General features: G+C 38.8%; 17 protein-coding genes. 9 read left to right on the top strand and 8 right to left on the bottom strand.

Features of this window, described 5'->3' with window-relative positions:
* A complete protein-coding gene (locus FVB32_RS14385; protein WP_147744531.1) occupies positions 1-1,236 on the top strand; it encodes a glycosyltransferase in 1,236 nt (411 codons plus the stop codon).
* A gap of 75 nt (positions 1,237-1,311) precedes the next feature.
* Here the strand turns inward: FVB32_RS14385 and FVB32_RS14380 are convergent, their stop codons facing one another.
* The 4 genes from FVB32_RS14380 to FVB32_RS18030 all read right to left on the bottom strand — a co-directional run bounded on the left by FVB32_RS14380 (position 1,312) and on the right by FVB32_RS18030 (position 4,827).
* The gene (locus tag FVB32_RS14380; RefSeq protein ID WP_147744530.1) at positions 1,312-2,256 is read right to left on the bottom strand and encodes a DUF6843 domain-containing protein; all 945 of its coding nucleotides are present in this window, start codon (positions 2,254-2,256) and stop codon (positions 1,312-1,314) included.
* A 194-nt stretch (positions 2,257-2,450) separates the two neighbouring features.
* The gene (locus FVB32_RS14375; protein ID WP_147744529.1) at positions 2,451-3,341 is read right to left on the bottom strand and encodes a glycoside hydrolase family 16 protein; all 891 of its coding nucleotides are present in this window, start codon (positions 3,339-3,341) and stop codon (positions 2,451-2,453) included.
* A 19-nt stretch (positions 3,342-3,360) separates the two neighbouring features.
* Positions 3,361-3,783, bottom strand: a complete 423-nt coding sequence (locus tag FVB32_RS14370) for a VOC family protein (RefSeq protein ID WP_187269590.1) — start codon at positions 3,781-3,783, stop codon at positions 3,361-3,363.
* 105 nt (positions 3,784-3,888) lie between these two features.
* Positions 3,889-4,827, bottom strand: coding sequence for a LuxR C-terminal-related transcriptional regulator (locus FVB32_RS18030; RefSeq protein ID WP_147744527.1), 939 nt, complete (start codon positions 4,825-4,827; stop codon positions 3,889-3,891).
* A 128-nt stretch (positions 4,828-4,955) separates the two neighbouring features.
* On the opposite strand from FVB32_RS18030, the gene FVB32_RS14360 reads away from it, so the two are divergent.
* The gene (locus tag FVB32_RS14360) at positions 4,956-7,970 is read left to right on the top strand and encodes a carboxypeptidase-like regulatory domain-containing protein (protein ID WP_187269589.1); all 3,015 of its coding nucleotides are present in this window, start codon (positions 4,956-4,958) and stop codon (positions 7,968-7,970) included.
* A gap of 8 nt (positions 7,971-7,978) precedes the next feature.
* Here FVB32_RS14360 and FVB32_RS14355 read toward each other — a convergent pair whose 3' ends face one another.
* Positions 7,979-9,097, bottom strand: a complete 1,119-nt coding sequence (locus FVB32_RS14355) for a hypothetical protein (protein ID WP_147744525.1) — start codon at positions 9,095-9,097, stop codon at positions 7,979-7,981.
* Between the two features lie 154 nt (positions 9,098-9,251).
* Here FVB32_RS14355 and FVB32_RS14350 point away from each other — a divergent pair, with 154 nt between their 5' ends.
* Positions 9,252-10,097: a 1,4-dihydroxy-2-naphthoyl-CoA synthase gene (locus tag FVB32_RS14350; protein WP_147744524.1), complete on the top strand. Its 846-nt coding sequence runs from the start codon at positions 9,252-9,254 to the stop codon at positions 10,095-10,097.
* A gap of 246 nt (positions 10,098-10,343) precedes the next feature.
* Here FVB32_RS14350 and FVB32_RS14345 read toward each other — a convergent pair whose 3' ends face one another.
* On the bottom strand, positions 10,344-11,678 hold the full coding sequence (locus FVB32_RS14345; RefSeq protein WP_147744523.1) for a serine hydrolase domain-containing protein: 1,335 nt from the start codon (positions 11,676-11,678) through the stop codon (positions 10,344-10,346).
* A 49-nt stretch (positions 11,679-11,727) separates the two neighbouring features.
* Between FVB32_RS14345 and FVB32_RS14340 the strand changes: the two genes are divergently transcribed.
* The 5 genes from FVB32_RS14340 to FVB32_RS14320 are packed head-to-tail and all read left to right on the top strand — an operon-like array spanning position 11,728 to position 16,698.
* Positions 11,728-12,600, top strand: coding sequence for a pirin family protein (locus tag FVB32_RS14340; protein WP_147744522.1), 873 nt, complete (start codon positions 11,728-11,730; stop codon positions 12,598-12,600).
* Positions 12,601-12,645: 45 nt separating this feature from the next.
* Positions 12,646-14,130, top strand: coding sequence for an FG-GAP repeat domain-containing protein (locus tag FVB32_RS14335; protein ID WP_147744521.1), 1,485 nt, complete (start codon positions 12,646-12,648; stop codon positions 14,128-14,130).
* Positions 14,127-14,561 carry a 3D domain-containing protein gene (locus tag FVB32_RS14330; RefSeq protein ID WP_317132214.1) on the top strand — a complete coding sequence of 145 codons (435 nt, stop codon included), beginning with the start codon at positions 14,127-14,129 and terminating at the stop codon, positions 14,559-14,561. Before FVB32_RS14335 ends, FVB32_RS14330 begins: the two co-directional genes overlap by 4 nt.
* 6 nt (positions 14,562-14,567) lie before the next feature.
* Complete coding sequence (locus FVB32_RS14325) at positions 14,568-15,227, top strand: peptidoglycan recognition protein family protein (RefSeq protein ID WP_147744520.1); 660 nt, start codon at positions 14,568-14,570, stop codon at positions 15,225-15,227.
* A 4-nt stretch (positions 15,228-15,231) separates the two neighbouring features.
* The gene (locus FVB32_RS14320; RefSeq protein WP_147744519.1) at positions 15,232-16,698 is read left to right on the top strand and encodes a M14 family zinc carboxypeptidase; all 1,467 of its coding nucleotides are present in this window, start codon (positions 15,232-15,234) and stop codon (positions 16,696-16,698) included.
* Here the strand turns inward: FVB32_RS14320 and FVB32_RS17780 are convergent.
* Positions 16,695-16,862 (bottom strand): hypothetical protein, encoded by a 168-nt coding sequence (locus tag FVB32_RS17780; protein ID WP_187269588.1) that lies wholly within the window; start codon positions 16,860-16,862, stop codon positions 16,695-16,697. The genes FVB32_RS14320 and FVB32_RS17780 overlap by 4 nt on opposite strands.
* Before the next feature lie 148 nt (positions 16,863-17,010).
* Between FVB32_RS17780 and FVB32_RS14315 the strand changes: the two genes are divergently transcribed.
* Positions 17,011-17,613, top strand: a complete 603-nt coding sequence (locus FVB32_RS14315; protein ID WP_147744518.1) for a 3-keto-disaccharide hydrolase — start codon at positions 17,011-17,013, stop codon at positions 17,611-17,613.
* Between the two features lie 33 nt (positions 17,614-17,646).
* Here FVB32_RS14315 and FVB32_RS14310 read toward each other — a convergent pair whose 3' ends face one another.
* A complete protein-coding gene (locus FVB32_RS14310) occupies positions 17,647-18,735 on the bottom strand; it encodes a vWA domain-containing protein (RefSeq protein ID WP_147744517.1) in 1,089 nt (362 codons plus the stop codon).
* Positions 18,736-18,753: the final 18 nt, after the last annotated feature.

Raw genomic sequence — 18,753 nt, 5'->3', positions numbered from 1 at the left:
ATGAAAAAAGTACTCATCATCGGTTATGTGTGGCCAGAGCCAAGTACTACGGCAGCTGGTCATCGTATGATGCAATTAATACATGCCTTTAAGGATTTCGGATATCAAATCACCTTTTGTTCAGCAGCGGTAAAATCTGAATACAGTATAGCTTTGGAAGCAATGGACGTGCGGACAACATCCATCCAATTAAACCACCCTAGTTTTGATGCTTTTATAAAAGAGGCGAATCCAGATATAGTGGTTTTTGACCGGTTTATGATTGAAGAACAATACGGCTGGCGTGTCGCCGAGCATGCACCAAATGCACTTCGAGTACTAAATACTGAGGATTTACATTCACTACGCAAAGCAAGAGAAGCGTGCCATAAAAAAAATGAACCGTTTTCTCCCCAAAGGTGGAAGGAGCATGAAATGACGCTTCGGGAGGTGGCAAGCATTTATCGTTCTGATATTTCTTTACTGATTTCTTCCTATGAAATGAAGTTGCTCCAAACTGAAGTAGAAATACCCAAAAATCTGTTGATGCATCTGCCTTTTCTATTAGAAAACCTTTCAGAAGAGGCAATGTCCAAATGGCCCCCGTTTGAAGAACGAAGGGACTTTGTTTGTATTGGTAATGGCAAACACGCCCCAAATATAGGTTCCATTATCACCTTAAAGAAGACCATTTGGCCTCTAATTAGAAAGGAACTCCCCAAGGCAAACCTATTTATCTATGGTGCATACCTTCCGCAACACATTTTAGAAATGCACCACCCAGCATCTGGATTCCATATAAAAGGTTGGGCTGAAGATTTGGGACCTGTATTACAAAATGCCCGACTAAGTTTGGCTCCTTTACAATTTGGTGCTGGAATAAAAGGCAAACTGATTGCCTCCATGCAAAACGGAACGCCAAGTATCACCACGGGTATAGGTGCCGAAGGCATGCATGGGGAGTTGCCATGGAATGGCACGATATCTAACGATTGGGAAGCTTTTGCAAAAGCGGCTGTGGAACAATATAAAAACAAAAGAAAGTGGCAAACTGCACAAGCCAATGGCATTACCATAATCAATACAATGTATAATAGAGAAGTACTAAAAACTTCCTTATTTAACCAATTAGAACAACTACAGCAAAACTTAGAAACACATCGTAGTAATAATTTTATGGGAAGACTGCTACAACACCAAATAGTGGCAAGCACCAAGTATATGGCCAAATGGATTGAAGAAAAGAATAGGGGATAGGAGGGTTTCGTTACGGAATGGTACGCGAGTATCATTCCGCCGTAAAGAACTATAGCCGTTGTTGTATGCTATTTTTTATTTTCCATTTCTACATTCCTCAACTAATTTTCGAGTTAAGGAATCCATTTTAATTCTGTCCTTATATTCAAATTCGGTTATAGTGTCTTTATAGACCTCAAAATCCGTATATCTTATTGTAAATGGTGAATCTGAAGAAAATCCAGTTTCAGTTTTTCCAGCGTAATTTCCAGAGCCACCAAGTCTAACTCCAGGAACATTTTTTACTCCTGCTACATAGTTGTCGTATTGTTCAATCTTTTTTCGATTTCCGTTACTGTCCACGAGATAGTATTCATGGTCAATTATTCCAGCTTTAAATTCTGGGTTGATAATCAGAACTCCGTTTTGAGGAATCTCCAAAATTCGTCTGTCATTTTCAGTCTTTGGCATTATACCACATTCTTCTCCATAAACGATTTTAAATTGTCCGCTGAAGTTTTCAGGAATTAGGTAAGTTTCTGCCTCTGGTTTTGTCAGATAGGATTGTAAGTGTGAAAATCCAAAAATTGCAACTATTGAGCCGAATGCGATAAGTGGAAATAGAAGTAACCTAATTAGATTTTTCTTAATTGGTTTTCTCTTTTCATCCTTTGGCAATTTCCAATCAAGGTATAGAAGTTGGAATAACATTCCAATAGTCCATAAATAGAAAATCGGAATACTAAAGGCATTAATCCATGGTCCAATTATTAAATAAAGGACCCAAACCCAAGCATAAGAGAAAATTCCAGAAATTGTTACAATTCCGATTACACGCCATAATTTGTTTTCGGTTGGAATTAGTCCTAAAAGGTTGTTACCGATTACCGAAATTCCAATTGCGAGTGGAATAGTCCAAAATAAGTATGACCATATATCGCCATCTCCAAACCAATTTTGTGAAAACAGTACGATTAATGCTGTCGCAATTCCAGTGACAATGTGAATTAATCCGCTAAATAATTTGATTGGTTTTCGCATTTTTCTCAAATGGCATACAACGTAAAAGATATGGTCTCGTTTTAATGAGCTATATCAACCGATAACGAAGTTCGCCAATTTTCACATCAAAAGCCAATTACTGGTCAATTGAAAAAGGTCATTTATATATCAAAATCAATAGTGGCTCTGTTGGATGCATTCCCCTTGTCATGTAATCACTAAACTGTCAGTTCTTATTGAAAAACCCGTATATAATCTATTACCATGGCACTTTTAGTAAACTTTGGGTCAATATCAGGTTCAATAGCGATGTTCAGTAGAATGTAATGATCCGCATCATAGGGCCATGTCTCCGTATTTTTAATTGGAGGATTATATACATAATGTTCCACATCATCAACACTAAAAACCATTTTTTCCTTTGACCAATCTAGGGTATAGATATGAAATTGTTCCGATGCTTCCACCAGTTTTTGCCCCCCAAGATTGATAACATTATCCCCATAGCTGGATGAATTATGTACCGCACTCGACACATAATCTTGATTCTTGCCCCAATGTTCCAAAATGTCAATCTCACCGCAATGTGGCCATTTCGTTGTTCCAAAACCTTGGTTGTCCCAATAGGCACCATCCTCATCAATATTCTTGTTCAGCATCCAAATCGCAGGCCAGGTACCAACACCCTTCGGCAGTTTTGCTCTTATTTCTAACCGACCATGGGTAAATGCAAATTTTGAATTTAATCTCGCGGATGTATATGCTTTGGTTTCACCCTGATCTATATACTTTTCTTTTTTAGCAACCAGGTTCAAATGACCATTTTGCAAGAACGAATTAGTTACTTCATCGGTATAATGCTGAATCAACCCTCCAAACCAACTTCCGCCCGGCGGCAGCTGTGTTTGATGGAACCATTTAGCAGAATCAATAGCACCTTCGCCATCAAATTCATCTGACCATACCAAAGTGTTGAATTCAGAAGGTTTGCTATGGGCCAACACATCTGAGTGTTCTTTTTTTACAAGTATCTCCGATACATTTTCTGCATTGGAGATTTCTTTTTGCTGCCGTTTACAACTTACAATCACTATTATGGATACTAGTAAAATGGATATTCTCATACTTTTAATACTTGTTGGTTTAGTTATTGTAGCTGTTTTTTTCTTCTACGATTTCGCTAAGATACTGTACAAACTCATATTGGTTTCCGTCAGCATCAGCAAAATAATCCCTTATTCTGAATTGCTCTTCTTGTTTTGGATAATCCCGTTTGTACCCATTGGCTAATAAATTATTGGCAATCTCCTCAACATCATGAACTACAAAACCTAAGTGGTTTATTCCAACAGTGTCATAGTTTTTATCAGGTTTTAAATCATTTTGCTTAGCTTGATTAATGGCTATATAGGTGTCATCATCACCTAGATGAACCCATTCTCTCATATCAGTGCCACCTCCTCTTACCTTAAAATGTGGAAAAGCAGTTTGAAAAAATCTGATTGCCTCCTGCAAGTCGTTTACTGTAATATTGGCATGTTCTAAATAGATACCTTGTGTTCTCATAATACTTTGTTTTGGTGCAAATATCATAAGAGTGCACAACCCATAAAACGGACTTAAGTACAGAAAAGAACCTGTACCAAGGTTCAGGTAAGGCAGTGTTTTAGATCAGATGCTGAGTAACCCTCTCTTCAAGCTGATATCTACCGCTTCCGTTCGAGTATCTGCATTGAGCTTGGATAGGATTGCCGTAACATGAAATTTAACAGTGCGCTCAGCTATAAAGAGTTGTTTGCCAATCTGGCCGTTGGTGAGGCCCTTCTTTATCAAGGTCAATACTTCCAGTTCACGTTTTGTAAGCGGTAACCCAGGATAGTGAAACTCTTTTTTCGCTGACTTTTCCTCCTCACGCTCCTCTGTCTCTTTGCTCAGCAGGGATAACTGTTTCTGAAGCCCTTTTGCCTTGTTTAAGGCTTCATTCACTTTATGCTTATTATCCTTTGCGTCATCAAGACATGAAATTATAGCTTCCATTTGTGGTTGGAAAACCCGCTCTAGCACATTATGGACGTTTGCATCTGCATTGATGGTATCGCTACCATATGATTTTCGCAATCTGGTGCGCTGAATAGCAGTTCCCACCAATTCGCTCACCGTATTAAGAAAGGCCAGTTCCCTTTCGTCCAGTTGCCTCGTCTCTTTGCTCAACAAGTTCATGAGCCCTACCTTTTCTTCATTGATGGTAATAGGAATGGTTGCATGAAATTTGAGGTTCTTTGTACCGGCGCTGATGTCCTTCAACCGTGAGCAAGCAATCTCACTAATGTTCATTGCCTCGTCCATATCATCTGACAAGTATTGCTTTATGCAATAGCACCAACCAGATAACCGCTCAGGATAATTGCTTAGTGCTGGAGGTAAATTATGCGAAGCTGCTAGATATACGGATTTGTTATCTGGTTCAGTAAGCCAAAACCAGCCCGTTTCAATATTTAGGACTTCAACAGTCTTCTTCAATGATATACGGAGAGCAGACTGCAGAGAAAACTCCTTATTGAGATGACTCGCTATTTCATATAAATGGGAAAAATAATTTTCGTCGTTCATTATTCAACTAAAATATAGAAAAAGGGAGTTTCTACAGTCAGGAATCATTTTTATCGCTTTATAGATATATGAAAATGTATACAAAACAAAAAAATATAAGTTTTGTACCTTATGCTATATTTTGCCCTATGAAAAATCCAATCCCTGCTTTAGTTATTCTGATTTTCACTGTATGCAATGCTTCATTTGCGCAAATTACCGTTCAAGGCATTATCACTGAATTTGAAACTGGCAAAGCTGTTGATTTTGCCAATATTGGAGTTGTAGATAGGGCTAAAGGGACCGTTTCAGATTTTGATGGCACGTTTAAGTTTGAGTTGGATGAAGTTGAAATCAACCAAAAAGATACGCTCCAAATTTCTAGAATAGGGTATAAGACCTTGAAGTTCTCTACACAAAACTTCATGAAGGTGTTAAAAACCCAGCCCACTATTGTCCTTGAGCCCGTGCCATATCAATTGGAAGGAGTTACGGTAAAAAGCAGTGATGCCGATAAAAGAAAGGTGGGTTACCAGAGTAGTTCTAAACGGCTTTTTGGCTTTTGGAACGATAGCCTTGCGCTTGGCGGAGAGCATGCTTCCAAAATTTTGGTTAGGAAGGGACCATTAAAACTTGAAGATGTTTCCTTTAATATTATCGCCAACATTTCTGATAGTTTATTGGTAAGAGTCAATGTGTATGAGTTTGACAAAGGACTTCCCGGTAAAAATATCTCCAATGGGAACATTTTGTATACCATAAGACAGCGCCAAGGAACCATTGCTATTGATTTGTCTCCCTACAACATTGTGGTGGATTCCCACTTTGTTATCAGTTTAGAGCTTTTAAAGATTTATGGAGGCAGGGTTGGTATTGGTATTTCTGCTTTTAATGATGGTTCAAGGTCATATACGAGATTGCTTAGTCAGGACCGTTGGAAAAGAATGCGAAAAGGCTTTACCATTGCTTTCAACCTAAATACGTCCGAGATTGAGAAGGAAGCGTTGATTGCCGAAACACCATTGGAATTAAGAGACAAACCGAATTCGGTAATGCTGCTTTGGGACACTTCGCTGTCCATGAAACAAAGGGATTTGGAGAAAGAACTCCGATTTTTGGATAATTACTTTAATACTTGGAGGGATATCGAAGTAGTGTTTCAACCTTTTGCATACCATCTTGGAAAAAAGAAGTCCTTTCAGATTGAAAACGGCAATTGGGAAGCTTTAAAACAAGTCTTGAAATCCTCCACTTATGATGGTGCGGTAGGAAACAAGCTTTGGAAACTGCTAAAACCATATCAACACACCTTACTTTTTACAGATGGGAAACATTTCCCGGCAGATGCCACAAAAGATTGGGATGGAACCCTTTTTACTATAAACGGAAATGCGACTGCTAATCACAAGTTGCTCAAAGAAATTGCAGAGGATCATGGTGGAAACTATATTAATCTAGAGAAGTTAGACAATATGGCCTTGGCTGTAAATTTTACCAAACAACGTATTGTGGACAACTTGGAATATACCACAAGACAGCAAACGAGTAAACTCTCCGAAGTAAAGGGTAGTGTGGGAGATTTAGATTACCCATTGGCCAATGTTTTGGTGAAAGTAAGGGATACGGACAGAGAAACACGAACAGACACTAATGGAGATTTTTCCATAAAAGCTTCCAATGGGGAGATTTTGGATTTTTCATATCCAAGCAGAGAACCGGCAGCTACGGTGGTTAATACTTCCTCCAGAATGCTGAAGATTATTATGCCCCAAGGGATTACGGCCTTGGATGAAGTGGTATTGGAAGAAAATCTAAGATTAAAAGAACTTCATAAACCACTGAATAAAAACATTAGTACCAAGTTTGGTACTATAGACATGAACAAAATTGGCTTCTCTGCAAAACAAATGGAGGGTTCTGAGATTAGTCCCTCCGCACAGACACTTATGGATGCTATCGAAGGCAAATTCCCAGGAGTTGAAGTGGTAAGATTATATCCTGAAGATTATGAAGTAGTTAGGCTAAGAGGGCAGTTAAAAATACACTGGATGTCTTGGGATGTTGATGGGCATGTATACCCTCCAACGAACCCTCCACTTCACATCAATATGCATAATGTAAAAGACATCACACTAATGCCTCCAGCATGGGCTGCTGCAAAATATGGACTAATGGCACCAGGAGGCATTATTATTGTACGTACCATCAGTAATACTTTTGATGATTTGGAGGCTGCAGAGCGTAAGAAAGATGCCCAAAATAGATATTCCTACGATGCTGTGGAATTGGCAAATGGATTAACCAGCAACCCCATATACATTCAAAAGATAGCCAACGCGGAAACAGTGGATAGGGCATACCTTCAGTATTTAGAGGAGAGGAAGTATTATGGAAATACCCCAAGTTTTTATAAGGAATCCAGTGTAATTTTTGACGAACACTGGAATGATAAGCAAAAAGCTGAGGAAATAAAATCAAGTATTTTGGAATTGTTTCCGGAACAAATAGACGCACTTAAAATTCTTGCCTATGCCTATGAAGCAACTGGAACTTTGGATGAGGCATTGCATATCTACAAACGCATATATAAACTCAAAGGTAGCCCGCAAGCTAAACGCGATTTGGCCAATATGTATGTGAAGATGGGGGAGTATAAAAGTGCATGGAATGTATATAAAGGATATATTGGCAATCGAACTGTTCTTCAAGATAATGGGTTGGATAAAATGGTACGCGATGAAATGTTGACCTTGGTGCAGAACCACGCTGCCGAATTAGGGTTGAATCCATCCAATTTTCCTTTAGAGAATCGTGGGGACTTTACTTTGGTTGTTGAATGGAACGATCCTAACACCCAATTTGAATTGCAGTTTGTTGGGCCAGATAAACGTTTTTACAATTGGAACAATGCAACGGAAATTTCCAATGAAGATCGTGTAAACGGAATTTTGTCCACCACCTTCAATATAGATGAAATGCAAGAGGGACAATGGTTGGTCAATATGACCTATTTGGGCAATCAAGTTAATCTGCCTACCTATCTAAAATTCACACTTAGGAACAATCAAACAGGGGATGAGGACACCCAAGTAATTACCTTAAGACAGCGTAATGTAAAATATAAGGTGATGGATATATCCAACCAAGGGATGTTGCCTTATTAACCCAATCTCTATTTCAAATATTCATTGGCTATTTCGAAATCAAAAGTAGCCTTGCCTAATGTTGCTTTCCAAAAATTGAAGAGATTTCCCCATGAGTTATCGGGATCACCTTGTGCAGCAAAATTTTCAAGATTGGAATTTAGGGCATCAATTTTATCTTGTGGGACATCACCTGTAGAAAGTACAACTACTAATGCCTTAAATGCAGTCTGGGCATTTTCCGAAGAAGGAACTCGAGGTCCATTTTCGTTAATGATATCTTCTGGCGTTAAAACGGTGAGTCCATCAGCCGTAAAAACTCCAAATTCTGATGTTGAACTAGGATTTTCAGCAACCGTTACCGCTTCCAAATCACTAGCATCAATGAGTCCCATGGCATAAAGTTCCAGATTTGAATATGGTACGGAATTACCACCATTTGCCACGGTACCAAAACCAACTTCACCATCTACTAAACCGCGATAGGTATTACCCCCTAAATCTTCCACTTCATCAAAACCACCTAGTTGTCCGCCTGCACTTGAGTACCCCCAATGACCACCAGCAGTGGTTGGGATAAGACCATGGTTACTCCAGTAATGTTGTATTTCATGTAAAAAGGGGCCGTTTCGTATATATTCTGCCCGAGGCATATGAATGACGGTTTTAAGTTTTCCGGCAGAACCAAAAGCATTCGTATTGTCCCAAATGTTTCTTCCCAAGCCCTGTATATCACTTTGGGCGGGAGTAGACAATCCAAAGTAAAGACCATCCGGCTGGGAATCCTCCACATTTAGAATGATAATAAAATCAAACTCATCATTAAAATGTTCATAAACCTTATTAGAGACCATCTGCATGTCTCCCTCATCTATAAGGAATTTATTGTATTCACTCTCAGAAAGGACAAGATTAGTGAATGCTCGTTCCTCATCTATAGTGAAGCCAGTTTCAAGTACTAATGTTTCGGGAGGATTGGTGTTATCTGGGTTATCTGGGTTATCTGGTGTTTGATCATTGGGGTCTGTCATGTCGGTATCATCCTGAGATGAATCATCGATGACATCTTCCTCTTTGCTACAGGACAGAACTAGGATGGAAAGGAAAAGAAATGAAAATAGATGAATACAAGATTTGAGGTTATGCATAGCGTTCTTGTTTAATAGGATGAACGCATATCAACAAAACATATTTTAAATTGGAGAGGGATCTCGATGAAGTGCAACTCTATGTTTCTTGGCATTTTCAAAACAGGGTTTCGAGTTTAGACAATCTATTTATCTTTGAGCAAACACTTTTTGAATGACAAAGACACCCAATTGGCAGACGGCCATCGAATTTGAAGATATCACCTATAAAAAATGTGAAGGCGTTGCTCGTATTGCCTTTAACAGGCCCAATGTCCGCAATGCATTTAGGCCAAATACCACCACCGAATTGATAAAGGCTTTTTATGACGCCCAGGAGGATACTTCCATTGGAGTGGTATTGCTTTCAGCTGAAGGACCTTCATCCAAAGATGGAATTTGGTCATTTTGTAGCGGAGGAGACCAAAAGGCTAGGGGACACCAAGGTTATGTGGGCCAAGATGGGCAACATAGATTAAATATCTTGGAAGTACAGCGCATGATTCGGTTTATGCCCAAAGTGGTGATTGCTGTCGTGCCAGGATGGGCCGTGGGTGGTGGGCATAGCCTGCATGTAGTCTGCGATATGACCTTAGCGAGTAAAGAACATGCCATTTTTAAACAAACTGATGCGGATGTTACTAGTTTTGATGGGGGATATGGTTCCGCCTACCTAGCAAAGATGGTTGGACAGAAAAAAGCTCGAGAGATTTTCTTTTTAGGAAGAAATTATTCAGCTCAAGAGGCCTTTGAAATGGGAATGGTGAATGCTGTTGTGCCTCATGCTGCATTAGAAGACACTGCTTACCAATGGGCACAAGAGGTATTGGAAAAATCCCCAACTTCTATTAAGATGTTGAAATTTGCTATGAACCTTACTGATGATGGTATGGTGGGGCAACAGGTATTTGCAGGTGAAGCCACGCGTTTGGCCTATATGACCGATGAAGCAAAAGAGGGAAGAAATGCGTTTTTGGAGAAGCGGAAGCCTGAATTTGGAGAAAACAAATGGTTGCCCTGAGCAAGCTTTGCCGTAAAATGTTTTATATAGGAGTATAAAAAACAAAAGACCCAATGGGTCAAACCAAAAAGAGCCTTGCCGTTATGGTCAAGACTCTTTTACGAGAACACTATATGAAAATGAAAAAATTTATTTTTTGTTATTATTACTTTGTAAATGTAGTACCAGTGTTCCCGTAAATGAAATTATTGTTGTGAAGGGCCGTTTTGTTGTGGTTTACGCTAAATTTTAATATAAATTATCGATTTACTGCACAGATTTAACGACCTCTGACAAAAACGTATTTACATCAAAAAGAGGGTCTTGCGCCAATCCTGTGCGTACAATGACCAACTCTTTAGATGGAATTACAAACACATATTGGCCTTCATGCCCATTACATGAAAACAAATCTTTAGGGACATCGGGATATCTACCTTCGGCATTTAACCAGAAATGTGCGCCGTATGTGCCATCAGAATGAGGTGTCGGCTCTGTAATGTACTCTACCCAAGCGGTATTAAAAAGTTGTTCTCCATTCCATAAACCCTTATCTAAATATAACTGACCAAAACGTGCCCAGTCCCGAGTGCTTGCCCATGCATAAGCAGACCCAACGTAGTTCCCCGCAATATCTGCCTCCATAACCATGGAATACATGCCTATTTTATCAATCAAGGCAGAATAGGGAAAATCCAAGTATTCTTGGTGCGATCTAAATTGCTGTCTCAAGATTCCAGAAAGCAGATTTGTAGTGCCGGAGGAATAGTTCCAAATTTCTGTAGGCTTTGCTACAGCTTTTTTCCCTTTTTGTGCTTTTGTCATATCACTATCCAAAAACAACATTTTCGTAACGTCGGAGATTTTAGTATAATCCTCTTCCCATTCCAAGCCACTTTGCATACGCAATAAATGATTTAAGGTGATGTCTTTTCGTTCATCCTGTTTCCATTCCGCAATGGGGGCAGGCCAATCCATTCCCAATTTCCCTTGATGTTCTAAGATTCCATAACAGGTTGCCAATACACTTTTAGCCATAGACCAGCCTAAAACAGGAGTGTCCTTCGTAAATCCATCTATATAGTTCTCTGTAACCAAGTGTCCTTTATAAAGGATTAAAACGGTCCTGGTTTTTTGTACTTCAGGATTGGAAAAAGCGATTGCCACTGCTTTATTCAACTGATCTATATCAATTTCTGGAAAAACGGTATCCCTTGGATTCGCCTGTCCATAGGGATATGGAATAGTATCGGATACCTTATTCCGATTTGGTTTTAATGTGAATTTATTTGGGTCGTAATCATTATTAATAAGGACGGTACCTAGTCCTTCCCTGTAGACCGATTGCCGCTCCATAAATCCATAAACGGATGAGGAAGCTTGTTTAATTGAATTATCAACCTCAGTCTCAGCCAGTTTGATGAGTGGAACGTTGTTATCGTATTGTGTAATCGATTCTGTAGACCTGCCAGCAACAAAAACGCTTGAGGCCATATTTTTAGATGCATACCCAGAGATGATATTTAGCTTGGTGTAGTTAAAGTACACTACAACTGCAATAACAATAAGTAGTAGGATTAATACTCGTTTAAGTAGTTTCATAGATTAAGATTTGTTGTAACTTTCTGGGACTAATATAAACATTTAGCTCATGTCTAATTTGGGTTTGATTATAGAAGAAAGAAGCCGGGATATTGGAGATTTTTTGGTTGGCAGGCTAATTCCTTTCAGAAAGAAAAGAATGATTGGTCCTTTTATTTTTATAGACCATATGGGACCAACTCAGCTTGGGCCATCAAAGTATATGGATGTGAACCAGCATCCACACATAGGACTTTCTACCTTGACATTTATGCTAGAGGGTGAAATAATGCATGAAGATAGTATAGGCACAACACAGCGAATAAGCCCCGGCTCGGTAAATTGGATGACTGCTGGCAAAGGGGTTTCACATTCCGAAAGAACCCCAAAGGATATGCGCAACGGTAAAGTGTTTATGGCTCATGGCTATCAGATTTGGGTAGCGCTTCCAAAAGAATTGGAGGATATGGACCCTGAATTCCATCATATTAAAGGGAAAGATTTACCAACCTGGAAAGATGGTGATACATCCTTCACTTTGGTTGCTGGCGAAGGCTATGGTAAAAAATCCCCGGTGCCAACCTATTCCCCACTTTTTATGGTGGAAGTAAAAAATACATTCATTTATGAGCTTAATGTTCATGGAAACCTTAAAGGTGAAATAGGGATTTGCATTGTTGAAGGTGGAATAGAAGCATGTGAAGAAACTATTGGAAAAGGTAACATATTGGTATCTAAAGTTGAAGATACGTGCAAAATTATCCTGAAGCCCAATTCCCATCTGCTTTTGTTTGGAGGAGAACCGCTTGCGGAGGAACGACATATCTATTGGAATTTTGTTTCTTCGAGTAAGGAGAAAATAGAACAAGCCAAAGGAGAATGGAAGAACAAGACCTTTCCCATGATGAAACACGATAAAACGTATGTTCCTCTGCCAGATTAGGTTCTTTATCAAAAAAATGATTACTTAGTAATCAAAGATCCTTTAATGACCGTAACCTTCCAAAAGCTGTTCGTATCAACAGCATTCGTTTTTATTTTCTTTTTGAATTCTTGTGCTCCAGAAAAACCGCCTAGAGAAGCGGAGCTCTTTAACACCTATTGTACTAGCTGCCATTTGGCTCCGAAAATTGATGAATTACCCAAAGACATTTGGAAAGATCATGTTTTGCCTGATATGGCTTCCCGTATGGAAATTGAGGAAATGTATCAAGACCCCAACGATATTAAACCTGGTTTTAGGCCAAAAATAAAATTGAAAGATTGGCTTGACCTTCAGCATTACATTGTACAATTGGCTCCAGAAAAATTAGAAGCAATAAAATTTCCAGAATCTGAGCCGTTGGAGCTTTTTGAACCAAAAGAAATGGCGCTTGACAGTCAAAATGGCGCGCTCATAACATATTTAGAATTTAAAGACAACAGCTCTAAACTTTATTATGGTGATATAACCGGAAATCTCAGCTCTTATAACTTTGAAAATGGAAGTGCAGAAAATTTATATCAAGGAAGAACACCGATAACCTGGTATAATCGAAAAGACAGTATTGAAATTTTCACCGAGGTGGGTATTCTAGACCCTTCAGAATTGGAACAAGGGAAACTAATGATAAAAAAAGATGAGGATACTACTGCATTGCAAAACATATTCTATAGACCTGTCCATACGCTTTTTGAGGACTTAAACAGTGATGGTAAAAAAGAACTTGTAGTGAGTGAATTTGGTGATGAGACAGGGAGACTATCGTTATTGACCCAATCCAACACTAATCAATATGATAAAACCATCCTGCTAAATCTCCCTGGTTGCATCCGAACACTTGCCAAGGACATGAATCATGATGGAAAGACCGATTTAATTGCCGTAACATCTCAGGGAAATGAAAGCATTACTATTTTATATCAAAAAGAAGAATTAGAATTTAAGGCAGAAAAAGTGTTGGAATTTAGTCCGGTATACGGCAGTAGCTGGTTTGAACTTATAGACTATAATGGAGACGGTCATGACGACATCATAACGGTTAATGGGGACAATGCAGATGAATCATATGTGCACAAGCCATATCACGGTATGCGCATACATTTAAACAATGGTGATAATACCTTTAACGAAGCCTATTTTTATCCATTGTATGGTGCCACTAGGGTATTGGCCAGGGATTTTGATGAGGATGGTGATGTGGATTTTGGCTTGATTAGTACTTTTCCAGATTATGATACTTCACCAGAATTGTCATTTGTATACTTGGAAAATGTAAATGCTGAAGATTTTGTGTTTGAAAGCAAAGTACTCAAAAACCCTAATGCTGGTAGATGGTTTCTCATGGATGCTGCGGATATTGATAAAGATGGTGATGAAGATATCGTGCTCAGTGCGTTCAACTATGTTTTTACCCCTGTGCCAGATTCCTTGTCGAAACAGTGGTCGGAGGATAATGTCGATATCTTGGTTTTGGAAAATAAGTTGCGTTGAAAAGATTTTTTAGCATATCGGTTACAATATGTTTTTTTTCTGCGGGATGCAATACTGCCGCAGAGACATCGCAAAATGCGGAAATTCATCACTGGTATGGTCACGAAGTAATAGTTTCAGCATACAATTCTGTTTCGTGGCAAACACAAGGAGACCCATCCATCGCGGCTTGGGGAGATACCTTAAAGCCTGGAATGAAATGTATTGCTGTTTCTAGGGATTTACTGCATATAGGGTTAAAACATAATACCATGGTAATGATTGACACCTTTCCGGACACCTTTTATGTAAAAGATAAAATGAATAGAAGATGGAAAAATAGAATTGATATTTATATGGGCAAGGATATAAAAAAAGCAAGAGCCTGGGGAAAGCGAAAACTCAATATTTGTTACGCTATCCCTATCGATACTTTAACGTCATCTAAATAAGTCTGTGTGAAAAAAATTGGATTGATTATATTGATATTAAGCATGCTATGGTCATGCAATGTTCAAAAAACCATTGTGGACAAGCCCATTATTTTTGATGAGGAACGCATTGCACTCACAAAGGAATATTTAATGCAGCGCTACAATTTGGAACAAGAAACTGCAGATATAGTTCCTAAGATGATTGTATTGCATTGGACGGCAATTCCGACCTTAAAAAAATCCTTTGAAGCTTTTGAGAATTCAACTTTGCCAAATTGGAGACCAGATATTGAAAGCGTAAGCGGTCTAAACGTTTCTTCCCAATTTTTAGTAGATCAAGATGGCACTATTTATCAATTGATGCCAGAAACTACTATGGCAAGGCATGTAATTGGATTAAACCATTGCGCAATAGGAATTGAAAATGTTGGAGGCACCAAAGAAACTCCGTTGACCCGAAAACAATTAAAAGCCAATATTTTCTTAGTTGAATACTTAGCGACCAAGTACCATATCGAATATGTTATTGGGCATCAAGAATATACCCAATTTGAAGGGCATTCACTATGGCTGGAAGTGGATGATGGATACCGAACCGAAAAGACAGACCCTGGAATGGATTTCATGAAAAAAGTGCGAAAAGCAACAAAAAGATTTAATTTTAAACCAGTTCCATCAAAATAAAAGCATGCAGAAAAAGATAGTAGTATTCCTTATAGGTTGTTTTAGCCTAACCATATATTCCCAGGAAGAGATAACATCAAAACTCTATGAAACCTATGAAGAGTTTAAAGAGCCATCACTGAATAAAAGAAGGATAAAGCATCAACAACTACAGCCTTTAATCAATCGGTTTGCGGCAAACCCTAAGTTTGAGGTACAAAAGGTGGGAAAATCGATAGAGGGGCGTGATTTGAGTTTAATTAGCATTGGTTCTGGAGAAACCAACATCTTTTTGTGGTCCCAAATGCATGGAGATGAACCAACAGCCACCCAAGCTATTTTTGATATTCTCAATTTCCTGGATGCTCCGGATTTTAAAGAGGAAAAAAATGAGATTCTTTCAAAGCTGAAACTTCATTTCTTACCTATGCTCAATCCGGATGGGGCAGAGGTGTATCAAAGAAGAAATGCGCTGGGAATCGATATCAACAGGGACGCACTGCGCTTGCAATCCCCTGAAGGTCGGACACTTAAAAGGCTTCGCGATAGCTTGGATGCCAAATTTGGATTTAACCTTCATGATCAAAGCACGTATTACAATGCAGAATTGACCAATAAACCAGCGACCATTTCTTATTTAGCCACTGCGTTTAACTATGAAAAAGATATTAATGATGTACGTTCAAATGCTATGAAGGTCATTGTCTACATGAACAATATCATTCAGAAATATGCACCAGGACAGGTAGGGAGATACAATGATGATTTTGAACCTCGGGCATTTGGTGACAATATAGCAAAATGGGGGACAAGCCTTATTTTAATTGAATCTGGCGGGTATGCAAATGATACAGAAAAACAGGAAATACGAAAGCTAAACTATGTTTCCATCCTTTCCGCACTATACACCATAGCAAAAAACAGCTATCAAGATATTCCCATTGAGGACTACGAAAAAATACCACATAACGATCGTAAACTTTTCGATTTAAAGCTGGAACATGTGACCTATGAGCTTTTAGGAAAGGAGTATATATTGGATTTGGGTATTCAACGACAAGAAGTAGATGATGAGAAACATGAATCTTTTTATCACAAAAGTATTGTCGTAGATCAAGGAGATTTGTCCACTTTCTATGGTTATGAAACATTTGATGCCACAAGGTATAAGATAGTTCCTGCAAAACGCTATCCTAGAGCAATAAATACAAATACCAGAGCAATGTGGAATGCCGAAAACAGCCCTTTTAAATCTGGCTATGGGTATTTTACATCAGACTTTTTGCCACCAATTGCTTATACCGAATTACCAGGTCATTTTGTGTCAGAATCTTATAAAATACCAGAGTTCAAGCTTCAACCAGGTGTAAATCCAACGTTCTTTCTGGAAAAAGATGGTAAATTAACTCATGCCGTTATCAATGGTTTTCTTATCGATTTATCAAAACCCATAGAAAAGCAGAACTTTGGAAATGGGCTTATTTACCGTTAGTATCCATATCGAATACTCATTTCAGGGCCGTAGGTAATCAATACCACCAGCATAGTTAGGAGTACTCCAACAATTGAAGCGAACAAGGATAGTATTAAGCCTTTAAATCCGTTTGAAAAAGGACCAAGGGCGCTGTTTTGAATAATCTCTTTTACTACATCCATAGCTTTTATTTTGAGTTAAACTTTTGAATAGTTTATTGGGATGTAATTAGTTGTTGTCTATATGTTTAAAACAACTGTTGGTCTAAAAACCCTACTTATAACTTCAAAGAATCAGTATTTTCAAAGCCTAAAACAAGACATTTTGAATATGAAAAACACACTTATAATACTTTTATCCGTATTGTTATTTCAACTTGGTACTGCACAAGAATCCACAATAAATTTATTCAATGGTGAAAATTTAGATGGTTGGACAAATCATGGAACCGAGAAATGGTATGTTGAAAATGGGGAACTTATCTGTGAGAGTGGACCCGATGCTGCCTATGGGTATTTGAGCACTAAAGAGCATTATGATGACTTTGAACTGACTCTTGAGTTTAAGCAAGAAAACAATGGAAATAGTGGGGTTTTCTTTAGATCTACTTTTGAAGGCACCAAAGTTACTGGGTGGCAGGTAGAGGTAGCACCTCCAGGCTATGATTCAGGCGGTATTTACGAATCTTACGGGCGTGGTTGGTTGATAAAACCAGACCCCGAAAAAGATAAGGCCTTAAAAATGGGCGAATGGAACACCATGAAAGTACGCGCCATCGGACCTAAAATCTCGACATGGCTAAACGGTGTTGAAATGGTGGCTATTGAAGATGAAAAGATAGGTGAGGGGAAAGGCTCCATTGCTCTTCAAATACATGATGGCGGGGGAATTAAGGTCCGATGGAGAAACATTACCATAAAGCCTATTCAGTAAACCAATCAACTTTAAAATACGAAGGAATGGGAATCACTCACATCCCCCAGTAAATCCATTTGCGCTAAACTTGGTTTGGACAGCACCTTGAAGATTGCCATTGGTCAACTGAATCACCAAATTATTATCACCGCTTCCATCTCGTTTTGGTGTGCAATATTCAAATAGGTAGAAACTGTTGGCCTGTTCAGAAACTCGTTGAGAAATTTGCGTGAACGTCGCTTCCAATTCTTCTTTGTTCCCTGCAAAAACGCTTGCTGTTTTACCTATGTCGGTCAATACTTCGGTGTCTATTTCGGCTCCCAGACCAATAGTAAAGAATGAAATGTTTCGGTCTGCCTCATTTACGGCACGCAAGGCAGCATCTTCAGTAAATCGAGAGGCTTGGTCTGTTCCATCCGTAAACAAGACTATAGAAGCTGCTCCTATTATAGATGCATTATTGTTAGCGTTGATTAATCCCTCAGCAATATTGGTCGATTTAATCACAGCACCATATAAATCTGTGGATGGGTCACTGCTAATGTCTGGTGTAATGCCCTCAACTGCAGCGGTAAGCTCGGCAGCGGACGATGTAAGCTCGTTTAAGAGATGGAGTTCGTCTTCCCCATCGAACCAATAAATTGCCATCTTAAATGAATCTGTCTCGGGAGATGGAATCACATTGTTAATAAAACTGGTTGATGCGGTTTTCAATTCTTCAAGGCTACTCTGCAAAACACTATTACTCAAATCTAAAACCAACAGCGCATTGTTATTGAAAACCTGCGAGTTTGGAGAAATTCTGGCTTGAGATTCAGACGCGGAAATTGTATTAAAACAATCGTCATTTCTGCCCTGCTCATATATAGTGAATTGATTCGCAACTAATCCAGAAATTGGATTGCCCAACAAATCAGATACTTTAAAAAGAATGGAAACTTTGCCTGGTAAGGTTGTAAACTGATCTTGAATGGATAATAGCAGCTCATTGTCTTCAAAGCCCAAGCAATCATCAGGATCCTTACCTTGACCCAATTCTCTTTGATTGAGATCAAAATTAACATCATCATCCGCGTTACCACATGAAAATAAAAAGATAGCAAATAGGGATATCAGCGTATATCGCAATACATTTTTCATTTTGTAATAGTTGAAGTT

This window comes from Flagellimonas hymeniacidonis (assembly GCF_008040165.1).
Lineage (GTDB): Bacteria > Bacteroidota > Bacteroidia > Flavobacteriales > Flavobacteriaceae > Flagellimonas > Flagellimonas hymeniacidonis.
Note: the sequence above shows the minus strand (reverse complement) of the source record. Positions and strands in the feature narration are given on the sequence as shown.